The 12,204-nt window shown below is 64.7% G+C and carries 12 protein-coding genes; 7 read left to right on the forward strand and 5 right to left on the reverse strand.

Going from position 1 to position 12,204, the window contains the following annotated elements; all coding sequences use genetic code 11:
• A partial coding sequence (locus ACLQI9_RS10050; protein ID WP_442391615.1) for an aromatic ring-hydroxylating oxygenase subunit alpha occupies positions 1 to 1,021 on the reverse strand: 1,021 nt, incomplete at its 3' end.
• Positions 1,021 to 1,869: an SDR family NAD(P)-dependent oxidoreductase gene (locus ACLQI9_RS10055; RefSeq protein ID WP_442381116.1), complete on the reverse strand. Its 849-nt coding sequence runs from the start codon at positions 1,867 to 1,869 to the stop codon at positions 1,021 to 1,023. The genes ACLQI9_RS10050 and ACLQI9_RS10055, both read right to left, overlap by 1 nt.
• A gap of 155 nt (positions 1,870 to 2,024) precedes the next feature.
• On the opposite strand from ACLQI9_RS10055, the gene ACLQI9_RS10060 reads away from it, so the two are divergent.
• The 5 genes from ACLQI9_RS10060 to ACLQI9_RS10080 are packed head-to-tail and all read left to right on the forward strand — an operon-like array spanning position 2,025 to position 8,298.
• Positions 2,025 to 3,641: a Vgb family protein gene (locus tag ACLQI9_RS10060; protein WP_442381118.1), complete on the forward strand. Its 1,617-nt coding sequence runs from the start codon at positions 2,025 to 2,027 to the stop codon at positions 3,639 to 3,641.
• The gene (locus tag ACLQI9_RS10065; RefSeq protein ID WP_442381120.1) at positions 3,634 to 4,374 is read left to right on the forward strand and encodes a GntR family transcriptional regulator; all 741 of its coding nucleotides are present in this window, start codon (positions 3,634 to 3,636) and stop codon (positions 4,372 to 4,374) included. Before ACLQI9_RS10060 ends, ACLQI9_RS10065 begins: the two co-directional genes overlap by 8 nt.
• 42 nt (positions 4,375 to 4,416) lie before the next feature.
• The gene (locus tag ACLQI9_RS10070) at positions 4,417 to 6,030 is read left to right on the forward strand and encodes an AMP-binding protein (protein ID WP_442391617.1); all 1,614 of its coding nucleotides are present in this window, start codon (positions 4,417 to 4,419) and stop codon (positions 6,028 to 6,030) included.
• A 1-nt stretch (position 6,031) separates the two neighbouring features.
• Positions 6,032 to 6,805 (forward strand): SDR family NAD(P)-dependent oxidoreductase, encoded by a 774-nt coding sequence (locus tag ACLQI9_RS10075; protein WP_442381124.1) that lies wholly within the window; start codon positions 6,032 to 6,034, stop codon positions 6,803 to 6,805.
• The gene (locus ACLQI9_RS10080) at positions 6,790 to 8,298 is read left to right on the forward strand and encodes an AMP-binding protein (RefSeq protein ID WP_442391627.1); all 1,509 of its coding nucleotides are present in this window, start codon (positions 6,790 to 6,792) and stop codon (positions 8,296 to 8,298) included. Before ACLQI9_RS10075 ends, ACLQI9_RS10080 begins: the two co-directional genes overlap by 16 nt.
• Here the strand turns inward: ACLQI9_RS10080 and ACLQI9_RS10085 are convergent.
• Positions 8,283 to 8,747 carry an SRPBCC family protein gene (locus tag ACLQI9_RS10085; protein ID WP_442381128.1) on the reverse strand — a complete coding sequence of 155 codons (465 nt, stop codon included), beginning with the start codon at positions 8,745 to 8,747 and terminating at the stop codon, positions 8,283 to 8,285. The genes ACLQI9_RS10080 and ACLQI9_RS10085 overlap by 16 nt on opposite strands.
• Before the next feature lie 23 nt (positions 8,748 to 8,770).
• A complete protein-coding gene (locus ACLQI9_RS10090; RefSeq protein WP_442381130.1) occupies positions 8,771 to 9,502 on the reverse strand; it encodes an enoyl-CoA hydratase/isomerase family protein in 732 nt (243 codons plus the stop codon).
• Positions 9,503 to 9,635: 133 nt separating this feature from the next.
• Here ACLQI9_RS10090 and ACLQI9_RS10095 point away from each other — a divergent pair, with 133 nt between their 5' ends.
• Positions 9,636 to 9,959 (forward strand): ArsR/SmtB family transcription factor, encoded by a 324-nt coding sequence (locus tag ACLQI9_RS10095; protein ID WP_442381132.1) that lies wholly within the window; start codon positions 9,636 to 9,638, stop codon positions 9,957 to 9,959.
• Positions 9,956 to 10,417: an SRPBCC family protein gene (locus tag ACLQI9_RS10100; RefSeq protein WP_442381134.1), complete on the forward strand. Its 462-nt coding sequence runs from the start codon at positions 9,956 to 9,958 to the stop codon at positions 10,415 to 10,417. Before ACLQI9_RS10095 ends, ACLQI9_RS10100 begins: the two co-directional genes overlap by 4 nt.
• A gap of 166 nt (positions 10,418 to 10,583) precedes the next feature.
• Here ACLQI9_RS10100 and ACLQI9_RS10105 read toward each other — a convergent pair whose 3' ends face one another.
• Positions 10,584 to 12,203: an AMP-binding protein gene (locus ACLQI9_RS10105; protein ID WP_442381164.1), complete on the reverse strand. Its 1,620-nt coding sequence runs from the start codon at positions 12,201 to 12,203 to the stop codon at positions 10,584 to 10,586.
• Position 12,204: the final 1 nt, after the last annotated feature.

The raw sequence follows: 12,204 nt of genomic DNA on the forward strand, positions 1-12,204 counted from the left end.
CGGTGCCGGCTTGTCCGAGTACGTCGGGCGGAATGGTCGGCCAGATGACGCCGCGGGCTTCGTCGTCTCGGCGCGCTGATGCCAGCCAATGCTCGAGAACCTTGTCGGCCGTTGTCCCCTCGGGCAATTCGTCAACCAGCCGCTTGGCGGCGTTCACCAGCGTCTGAGTGGTGGTGGCGTTGGTCTGCTCCATCGTGTACACCTGCATCTCCGCCGTCGACACACGCGGATCGGCGCCGATGCCGAGGCGGATCTTGGACTTGGTGGCCTCCAGATCCTCTGGCGCGTCATAGCCGATGTTGCTGTGTTTGCCCTGCGCCCTGGCCCATCCCTTGAATTCGCCGAACTTGTTGAACTCCGGATGGGTTGTGTAGACGTGGTAGGTCTCGTTGAACGCCTCCAGTGCGACCTTCCAGTTGCAATCGAAGTGCAGCCACTTGCGCCACTTGTAGCGCATGTTCTCGAGGCCGAACGGGTCGAGAATCTTCGCGGCGGGAAACAGGTAGTCGGCCAGCGGCTCGCAGTCGGGGTCCATGTTGATCCACAACCAACCACCCCAGGTGTCGACCTTGACCGGTCGAAGGTGGGTGTTCTCTGGTGTCAGCGCTCCCTGCCAGTCCTGCTGTTCGCGGATGTGCGTGCACGCCCCGTCCAGGCCATAGGTCCAGCCGTGGAAACCGCAGACGAACGACTTGCGGGCGCGGCCACGGGCGTTCTTCACCCCCTCGGGTGTGTCGATCAGGCGGCGGCCGCGGTGCATGCAGACATTGTGGTGCGCGTTAAATTCGTTGTCTCCGGTGCGCACCACGATGATCGAGTCGTCGAGAATGTCGTAGGTCAGGTAACTGCCCACCTCGGGCAGCTCTTCGACACGGCCAACCTGCTGCCAGACCTTTCGCCATAGCCTGTCGCGCTCGGCGCGGGCGTAGCTCTCGCTGATATACGCTTCGACGCCGATCGTCGTCGGTTTCGAAAGTTCGTCCGCCGCTGTGGGATTCACATCTTTGGCTAGATCCGTCATCAAATCCTCCTGATCGCCGCTCGGAAGGAGTCGTCTTTGAGGAAAAGCGAGGTGTTGTCGGCGTCCAAATGTGTCCACTTGAGGTCCAGGCCGCCGTCGACCAGAAGCGTTTGGCCGGTGATGTAGCTGGACAGGTCCGACAACAGGAACAGGATGGCGCCGGCGATTTCCTCGGGACGGGCGCGCCTGCCCATCGCGATGGCCCGGCGATCACGCTCGGCGTCTTCATCGACGTAGGTGCGCGAGGCCGGCGTCGCGGTAATCCCCGGGGCTACCGCGTTGACCCGAATTTCGTCGAGGGCCAGTTCTACGGCCAGTGTGCGGGTCATCGCCGCGACCGCTGCTTTGGCCGTGCCGTAGGCGATGTGGAACGGCGCGGTGTTCATCCCGCTGATCGAGGAGATCGAGACGATCGACCCGCGACGTTTGCGTGCTTTCAGTTCCGCGGCAATCGCCTGGCTCATGAAGAACGTGGTTTCCAGGTTTTGGGTGAACAAGTCGCGCCAGTCGCTGCGGGTCACCCGGGTCGACGGCATCCATGTCGACGGCGCGGCCCCGCCGGCCACGTTGACCAACCCGTGCAGGTCGCCGCCGGCCCGCACCGCCAGCTCCATCGCGGCCGCCACCCCGTCGTCGGTCGCGACGTCGGCGGCCACCGGGACGATCGACAGCCCCTGCTCGATGAGCGGGCCAATATTGTCGTCGAGATTTTCCTTGCCCCGGCTGACCGCGATCACCGTCGCGCCGGCCTCGGCGACCATCCGGGTGACGGTGGTGCCGATGCCGCCGCCCGCGGCACCGGCGACCACCACGACGCGATGATCAAGACTGAGCAGGCTATCGGCCACTGTAGTTTTTGTCCGGACAAAATAGACAGATACGCATAATTTAGAATATGATTCTCTGCAAATGGCTGGGCGTCAAGGGGTGCTGCTAAGGCCACCGCGAACTATTGTCTGGACCAGACTCGGTTGCTAAGGTCACCGGCCGGAGGTCATCACCGATGTTGCTAGAAGAACGGCGCTGCGGTGCCGGAATATCACCGAGCGTCGCAGAGGGCTGGCGCCTGGAGCGGCTCACCCCGCCGAGCCGGCTGTTCGGCGCGAATGGCCTGCGGACAGGCCCCGACGGGCGGATCTACATCGCGCAGGTGACCGGCAGCCAGATCAGCGCCCTCGACATCGACACGGGCCGAGTGGAAACCGTCAGTCCCAAGGGCGGCGACATCATCGCGCCGGACGACGTGGCTTTCGACCCGCGCGGCAACCTCTACGCCACCGAGGTGATGGACGGCCGGGTCAGCGCGCGCGGCACCGACGGCCACACCCGGGTGCTGCGCGACGATGTGCCGTCCGCCAACGGAATCACCGTCCACCAGGGCCGGTTGTTCATCGGCGAATGCCGGGAGGGCGGGCGCCTTCTCGAGCTTGACCTGAATGGTGGCCCGCCGCGGGTGCTGCTGGAAAATGTCCCGTCGCCCAACGCGATGGAGGTCGGCCCGGATGGGTTGTTGTACTTCCCGGTGATGGGCGCCAACGAAATCTGGCGGATCGGCCTTGACGGCGGCGCGCCCGAAACAGTCGCCACCGGCCTCGGCGTGCCGGATTCGGTGAAGTTCGATTCGACGGGCCACATCGTTTCGACCCAGGTGCACAGCGGCCAGGTGCTGCGCATCGATCCGCGCACCGGCGACCAGACAGTGCTGGCCGACCTCAACCCGGGCCTGGACAACTCGACCTTCGTCGGGGACCGGCTGTTCGTCTCTAATTTCACCGGCGAGATCACCGAAATCCTCGATGGCGGCAAGACTGCGACCGTGTTGCCGGGCGGGCTGAATTGGCCGCTGGATCTGGCCGTCGGCCCCGACGGCAACCTCTACGTCGCCGACGGCACCTATTTCTACGTCGTGGCGCCCGATCACACCTTGCACACCGTGGGCATGCTGTTCAGCCCGGGCTACCCGGGTTTCCTGCGCGGCCTGGCGCCGACGGGACCCGGCGAGTTCGTCGTCACCACCTCGGGCGGCCAGGTGTCGCGCTACCGGCCCGCCATGCACGAAACCGAGGTGCTGGCAGACGGATTCGATCAGCTCTACGGTGTGGCGATGGCCGCCGACGGGGCCGTGGTGGCCGCCGAACTCGGGACGGGACGAGTGGTGTCGATCAAGTCCGGGCGGACGGACGTGATCGCTTCGGGCCTGCATTATCCGATCGGAGTGGCGATTGCCCCCGACGGCGCATGTCTGGTCTCCGAAGCGGGCGCCGGTCGTGTGGTTCGACTTGCCGGGTCCGGCGTGCACACCGTGGTGGACGACTTGCAACGGCCGCAAGGCATTCTGGTGCTCGGGCGGCAGTTGTACGTCGTCGACGCCGGCGCCAAAACGTTGATCGCGATTGATCTGGAAGACGCAAGGCGGCACACCATTGCGTCCGGCTTGCCGCTCGGCGCTCCGCCGGGCGTGATCCCCAAGCCGCTGAAGGGCATGCCACCGTTCTCCGGGCCGCAGGGACCGTTCGCCGGCATTGCCGCCGGGCCCGACGGAACGCTCTATGTTTCGGCCGACGCGGAGGGCAGCGTGCTGGCAGTTCGGCGGGACCGTAGAGAAGTTAGCCATGGCTGACGACCGATCAACCGACCACCGCTACCTGCAGGTCGCACGGGCGCTGCGGAAAGAGATCGTCGACGGGGTGTACCCGGTGGGATCGCAGCTTCCTACCGAACATCAACTGTGCGAACGTTTTTCGGTCAGCCGCTACACCGTGAGGGAGGCGTTGCGGCGGCTACGCGACGACAATCTCGTGGCGTCGCGGCCGCGGGCCGGCACGCTCGTGGTGCCGCGGCCCTCCTCGGACTCCTACGTCCAAGACGTCGTCTCGATCAACGACCTACTGGCCTTCGCGACCGGCGCGCAATTCGCCATCGAGTCCACCGGGATGGTCGTGATCGACGACGAGCTGGCGGCCCGATCCGGGCTTATCGGCGGGGAAGAATGGTTGGCCGTGTGCGGTTTCCGGCAAATCGAGGGCGCGAAGTTTCCGGTGTGCCGAACCGAGTACTACATCAACCGGGCGTTCGCGGCTGTCGGCAGATTGCTGCAACGGCATACCGGTCCGATATTCCCGCTGATCGAAGACCTCTTCGGGTTGAGCATCGTCGAGGTTCGTCAGGAGATCGCCGCGGTGCTGATTTCACCCGTACTCGCCCAGGAGCTCAGCGTCGAAGGCGGCAGCCCTGCCCTCGAAGTACACCGCACCTACACCACGTCCGACGGCGAGGTCGCGCAGGTGACGATCAATACGCATCCCGCCGCGCGTTTCCGTCACTCGATGACGATGCGACGGGTCCGCGGCTAACCTCAACGCGTAGATCGGCTTAGATCGGCAATGTCAAGCAACGTGACCGGAAAACTGATCGGTGGACGACGGGTCCGCTGGGACGACGAGCGGGCCGCCGACGCCTATGCACGCGGGTGGTGGGTGCGTGGCACCCTGGCTGACTCGTTAGTGGAGGCCGCGCGGCGCACACCCGAGCGGATTGTGGTGATCGACGGTGAATGCCAGCTGGACTGCCGAAGCCTCTACGAACAGGCGTCGGCACTGGCGCAAGCGCTGCTGGCCCGCATGCCGACCGCCAGCGTGGTGTCGTTGATGCTGCCCAACTGGCATGAGGCCACGATCATTTACCTGGCGGCGACGATGGCCGGAATGGTGGTGAACCCGATCCTGCCGTCACTGCGGGATCGCGAGCTGCTCTTCATTCTCAATGACGCGGACACCCGGATGGTTTTCGTGCCATCGGCTTTCGGACGGCACGACTACGCATCGATGTTGACGCGGGTCACGGAACAGCTGGGTTCCCCACCCGAGGTCGTCGTGGTGCGCGGCGACCTTGGGCCCTCGCCCGGTCACACACCCTTTCTGTCCTTACTGCAGCATCGGCAATCGACAGTCGGGTTGCCGATCCTGGATCCGGATGCGGTGCGCATGATCCTCTACACATCGGGGACCACAGGCCGACCGAAAGGCGTTCTGCATAGCCATAACTCGATGCACGCGCTGATCTGCCAGATCCGCGACTACTGGCAGGTGCAACCTGGCGACAGATTTCTGGTGATGTCGCCGATCGCACACATCGGCGGCTCCATCTACGCGTTCGAATGTCCGCTGCTATTGGGCACGTCCACGGTCCTGATGGAACGCTGGAACGCCGATGAAGCGGTTCAGCTCATCCGGTCGAAACACTGCACTCACATGTCCGGAGCAACACCATTTCTGCAGCAGATCCTCGCTGCCGCCGAGCGCGCGGGTACCCGGTTACCGGAATTGAGGCTGTTCATCTGCGGCGGCGCGTCGGTGTCACCGTCGTTGATCCGCAAAGCAAGTGAGTATCTCGACCGCGCCGTCGTCACCCGCGTGTACGGCTCGACCGAAGTTCCGGTAACGACCGTCGGCGCTCCGCTCGACGCCGACCGTGCCGCGGACACCGACGGACGCGCCGGATTCGCGGACGTCACGCTGTGCGGCGACGCCGCCGGTGGCGGCGAGATCCATGTCCGCGGCCCGCAGATGCTGGTCGGTTACCTGCACCCCGACGACGAAGCCGAATCGTTCGACGCCGACGGATATTTCCGCACCGGCGATCTGGCCCGCTGGGTCGATGACGACTACCTCGTGGTCACCGGGCGGGCCAAAGACGTCATCATCCGAAACGGCGAGAACATCGCGCCCAAAGAGATCGAGGACATTCTCATCGACCATCCCGGAATCGCGGAGATCGCCGTTGTCGGTCTGCCGGATCCCCGCACCGGGGAGCGTGCTTGTGCTGTCATCGTGCCGACAGATCAGCCGCGGCCCGACGTCGCAAGCCTGCACAGTTTCCTGCAGGCACACGGGGTCGCCACATTCAAATCACCTGAGCAAGTGGTTATCTGGGAGCAACTCCCGAGAAATGACGCCGGCAAGGTGCTCAAACACCAGATCCAGGCGGCCCTGACGAAGACGGACGGATGACATGCAGGTAGCGATCGTAACCGGCGCAACGGGCGGTATCGGCTTCGGCTGCGCGACCAAGCTTGCCGAGATGGGAATGGCGGTGCTGGCGACCGGCCGCAATGAAGAGCGACTGGCCGAGTTGGCCGCGGCCATCGGTGCTTCCGACCGTATCGCAACCGTTGCGGTCGACCTGACCGACGACGACGCACCCCGACGCATCGTCGAAACCGCGGTCGAACGTTGGGGTCGTATCGACTTCCTGATCAACAACGCCGGGGTGGGAAATCCCACGCCGCTGCACGGAACCGACGACGAGACACTGGATTACTTCCTCAATGTGATGTTGCGTGCGCCGTTCCGGCTGGCACGCGACGTGTTGCCACACATGCAGCCCGGCTCGGCCATCATCAACATCACCTCGACGTTCGCCGTCGTGGGTGGACTTCGCGGCGGCCCGTACTCCGCGGCCAAAGGTGGGTTAACCGCGCTGACCACCCACATCGCCTGCCAGTACGGGTCGCACGGAATACGTTGCAACGCGGTGGCTCCTGGCGTGATCCAGACGGCGATGACCGAGGAGCGTTTGCAGGATCCGCGATTCCGCCGGATCAACACCGAGATGACGCCGCACCAGCGGTTGGGCACCGTCGACGACGTGGCCAGTACCGTCGCGTTCTTGTGTTCGCCCGGCGGCAGCTTCATCAATGGGCAGACCATCGTGGTCGACGGCGGGTGGAGCTCAACGAAGTACCTGTCGAAGTTCGCGCTGACATCGGAGTGGACGGCCCGGTGAACCTGTTCGCGCTGCTGGCGCAGACCGCGCAGCGCTTTCCTGATCGTGGGGCGGTGTATCACGGCGAGCGACGCTGCTGTACTTGGCAGGAGTTGCGGGACCGCGCACTACACCTGGCGGGCTCGATCCGCCGGCATTGTCCGACGGCTGCGCGGATAGCGATCATCAGTGAAAATCGCCCGGAGATCATTGAACTGCTGTTCGGGATTTGGGCGGCGGAATGCGTCGCGGTTCCGATCAACTACAAGCTGCATCCGCGCGAGATGATCCAAATCCTGGAAGATGCCGGCGTATCGCAAGTCTTTGCTTCGCCGACGATTGCTGCCCAACTGGCGTCGGATTGCGGCTTTGCAGTGGAAAGCTTGGAGGCAGAAGCCTATTCACGCCGGCTGGCCGCTGCGCCCGCCACGGCGCCATGCACGGATCCGTCGACGCTGGCCTGGCTGTTCTACACCAGCGGGACGACCGGCCGGGCGAAAGGCGCCATGCTCACCCACCGCAACCTGATGGCGATGACGATCGCCCACCTGGCCGATATCGACGCGCCCGACGAAGGGTGCAGCCTGGTGCACGCCGCGCCGATGTCGCACGGTTCCGGCCTTTATATCCCGGCCTACGTGCTGCGTGGCGCCCGCCAGGTGGTGCCACAGCGCGGCGGATTCGATCCGGGCGAATTCCTGGACCTGTGTGAGCAACATCCGGGCTGCAGCGCCTTCCTCGCACCGACCATGGTGCAGCGCGTCGTCGACATAGCCCGAGCAACCGGCCGCGCATGCCCGAGCCGGCTGCGGACAATCGTCTACGGCGGCGGACCGATGTATGTGGACAGCATCAAGAGGGCGCTGGCGGCGTTCGGACCGGTCTTCGCCCAGATTTACGGGCAGGGCGAGTCGCCGATGACCATCACCGGCTTGCGCCGCGCGGACTACCAGGGGGCCGACGATGCGGTCCTGGGCTCGGTCGGCTACCCGCGGTCGGGCATGGAAGTCGTGGTGCTGCGCGACGACGACACACCGGCGGGCGTGGATGAGATCGGTGAGATCGTCTGCCGCGGCGACGTTGTCATGTGCGGCTACTGGCACAACCCGACGGCCACCGCCGCGACGTTACGCGACGGCTGGCTGCGCACCGGCGACATGGGCTCCTTCGATGCGTGCGGCTACCTGACGCTGCATGACCGTTCGAAAGATGTCGTGATCAGCGGCGGCACCAACATCTATCCCCGAGAGGTGGAAGAGGCGCTGCTGGAACATCCTGGTGTATCGGAAGCGTGCGTGGTCGGAGCACCGGACGCCGAGTGGGGTGAGGTCGTGGTCGCGTTCATCGTCGGCGCCGCCGAACCCGACGAGCTCGACACGCATCTGCTGCAGCGGATCGCCCGCTTCAAACGCCCCAAGCGCTACCTGACCGTCGACCAGCTACCGAAGAACAGCTACGGCAAAGTGCTCAAGCGAGAACTACGCCAACAACTGGCGACTCACCGCAATGACTGAAAGTGACTGCGGATGCCTGACAGCATCGCGATGTGCGCATTCACCGCTTCACGCCGGGTCATCGCAGCCAGCGGACGGGGAGCCGCAATCCGCAGCCGCTCGGTGAGACGAGTGCCCGCGTCGATCGGCTCGAATGTCACGATGCCGTTCAGCCGCACTCGGGGGAACTGACGCGCCTCGGTGATCACGTCTCCGTGCACTGGAACCTCGACCCGGGCCCAGTAGCTTACTCGGATTGCGAACACTCCCAACGGGATACGGTCGCGCACCCGATAGGTGTGCTGGTAACCGTCCGCGGTCTCGATGCGCGATACGGTTTGCACCGAAACGACCAGCGGGTGCACGACTTTGATGTTGTCCAGATCCACGTAAAAGTCGCGCACGGTGTCGGGTGCCGCGGGTATCTCTTCGGTCAGCGTCTCCGCAGCGTGGGTGATCCACAAGCTCACAATGGGCTAACTTAGCCGCTGTCTCAGCGGCCGCGGGCAAGCGCCTCGACAAATGCGGCGATGCGGCCGCGGGTCTCCTCCGCCATCCAACTCGCCCGAACCTTGGTATCCACTTCCGCGCCTGCATCGATCACGGCGCGAGCCGGCTGGTGTAGCTGTCGCTTGGTGGCCGCGTACGCAGCCGGGGAGTACTGACCGAGTTCCCGCGCGATCGCCGTCGTCTGGGGAATCAGGTCGTCACTCGGCACAACCGCGTCGATCCATCCTTGGGCCAACGCGGTGTCCGCGTCGATCGTGTTGGCCCGCAGCGCTGCCCGGGCCACCGATGGCCCCATCGCAAAGCGGCATATCTCGAGCGCGGCCACCGGGAAGGGGACACCGACCGCAAGCTCGGTGAGGCCGATCGTCCCGGCGGACATGAGTCGGACGTCGGCGCACATGGCGAAGACGCAACCGCCGGCGATGGCGTGCCCGTTGATCGCGGCAACCACCGGTGCCGGGTGGTCGAAGACCGCGAGAAAGGCCTCGGACAGCGCAGTGACGAAGCGCTCGGCATACTCGGCGCCGCCGTCGACAAGCGCGCCCAGATCGACGCCGGCCGAGAAACACCGACCCGCGCCGGTGATGACGACGGGCCCCTCGACGTTGCGCATCGTGGCGATGATGACGTCGAGCAAGTCCAGGTCGATTGCATTGACCGGCGGACGGTCGAATCGGACTATCGTCACACCGTCGGCCGCTTCTGCGTTGGTCACGTATCCTCCGCGCTGTCGCTTAGCACTAACTTACGACGGTGCCTCGTTTGTCTAGAACCGCCAAGGTCCGGGCCCGGCCTCCAAACAGGTGACCCTATTGACACGTGACAATCGAGTCACTTATAAAGACTGTGTGGACAGCGAGGACTTGGTGTTCAAGGCCTTGGCCGACGCCACTCGGCGGCTCCTGCTCGACAAGCTCTTCGAGCGCGATGGAATGACGCTCGGTGAGCTGGAAGCCGAAGTTCCCGAGCTGACCCGGTTCGGGGTCATGAAGCACCTGGGCGTTCTGGAACAGGCAGGACTCGTTGTCACGCGCAAGCAGGGACGCCACAAGCTCCACTACCTGAACGCGGTGCCCATCAGGCTCCTCCTGGAGCGCTGGATCGACAAGTACCGGAACAGGCGGGCCGCGGCGCTCCTGGACCTCAAAGATCACTTGGAAGGAACGAAATGACCACCACCGAAGCGGCGACCGCCACTCAGGTCTATCAGCTCTACATCAAGGCGTCCCAGGAGCAGGTATGGGATGCGATCACCAACCCGGAGATCGTGGCGAAGTTTTTCCACGGCGCCCGGGTTGAATCGACCTACGAGGTCGGCTCGCAGCTCCGCAGTCTGTCGCCCGACGGCAGCGATGTATGGGGCGACAACACGATTCTGGAATGCGACCCACCGCGGCGGCTTGTGCACACGTGGCGCAGCCTCTACGACCCCGAGCTGGCCGCCGAACCGGAGAGCAGGGTGACATGGGAGATCGAGGCTCAGCAGGAAGGGCTTTCCCGGCTCACCTTGGTCCACGACCGTCTCGACCAATCGCCCAAGACCGCCGCGCACGTCAAGGGGTGGTCCTACATTCTCAGCAACCTCAAGACTGTCCTGGAAACCGGGGAATCGCTGCCGCCGGTCGTGTAATCCCGCCTGTGGACCGTCGGCTCGACCTTCGCCCGTCGAGCGGAGAGGATTTCCTGCTAGCCACCACCCAGTCCACTTTCGCGACTACGTGAGACCAGAACTGATCACTCTCCGGGCAATCCGGTCACCGCGGGTTTCCGGCATTCGGACTTAGTGGCGCGCCAGCTCACTCTTCGAGCGCGAATAATCGTGCGCTTTCCTCACGCATGTCGACTTTGCGGACCTTACCGGTCACCGTCATCGGAAATTCGTCGACGACGTGCACGTAACGCGGGATCTTGTAGTGCGCCACCTTTCCGGTGGCGAACGCGCGGACCGCGTCCGCGTCGAGTGCGGGCCGTCCCGGCTTCATCCGAATCCACGCACAGATCTCTTCGCCGTACTCGGCGTCCGGCACGCCGACGACCTGCGCCTCGTCGATGTCGGGATGGGTGGTGAGGAATTCTTCGATCTCGCGCGGATAGATGTTCTCCCCGCCGCGGATGACCATGTCGCCGCGGCGGCCCACGATGTTGCAGTAGCCGTCGTCGCGCATCACCGCGAGATCCCCGCTGTGCATCCACCCGTCGCCGTCGATCACCTCGCGGGTTTTGGCCTCGTCACGCCAGTAGCCGAGCATGACCGAATAGCCGCGGGTGCAGAACTCCCCGGGCTGACCACGCTCGACGATGTCGCCAGTGTCAGGGTCGACGATCTTGATCTCCACATGGGGATGCGCCCGCCCGATGGACGCGGTTCGCCGCTCCAGGTCGTCATCAATCAGCGTCTGGCAGGAGGCCGGCGACGTCTCGGTCATACCGTAGGCGATCGCCACCTGGGTCATATTCATCTCGGCCACACAACGTTTCATGACCTCGACCGGGCACACCGATCCGGCCATGATGCCGGTGCGCAGCGACGTCAGGTCGGTGCCGGCGAAGTCAGGATGGCCGAGCATGGCGATGAACATGGTCGGCACGCCGTACAGGGCGGTGCAGCGTTCGGCCTGGACCGCAGCCAGGGTGCGCGCGGCATCAAACCCCGGGGCCGGGACGATTATCGTGGCGCCGTGGGTGGTGCAGCCGAGGTTGCCCAGCACCATCCCGAAGCAATGGTAGAACGGCACCGGGATGCACACCCGATCACCGGGGCCCAGGTTGATCAGCTCGGTGGCGAAGAACCCGTTGTTGAGGATGTTGCGATGCGACAACGTCGCGCCCTTCGGGAAACCCGTTGTACCCGAGGTGTATTGGATGTTGTTGGGCTCGCGGTTGTCCAGCGCGCCCATCCGGGATCGCAGCGCGGCCACCGACACCCGCTCGGAGCGGTCACGCAGGTCTGTCCAATCGCGGGTACCGATGAAAACGACGTCGCGCAGCTCGTCGGCGTTCGGACGCACCTCCTCGACCATCGCTCGGTAATCCGAAGTCTTGAATGCCGTCGCTGCGAGAAGCGTTCGAACCCTCGACTGCTTCAGGGCATATCCGAGCTCGTGTGTGCGGTAGGCCGGATTGATGTTGACCAGAATGGCGCCGATCTTCGCCGTGGCGTACTGCACGATGATCCACTCGGCGCAGTTCGGTGACCAGACACCGACGCGGTCGCCCTGCTGCACGCCCAGCGACATCAAACCCCTTGCAGTCAGATCGATCTCGGCGTTGAGTTCGGCGTAGGTCCACCGCCGGTCCTGTGCGACGTCGACCAGCGCCTCACCGTCCGGGTTGGCCGCGGCCGTCCGCTCGAAGTTCTCCCCGATCGTCTCCTCGAGGATCGGCGGGCTGATCGGCCCCGCGTCATAGGATTTCAGC

This window comes from Mycobacterium sp. (assembly GCF_052143115.1).
Lineage (GTDB): Bacteria > Actinomycetota > Actinomycetes > Mycobacteriales > Mycobacteriaceae > Mycobacterium.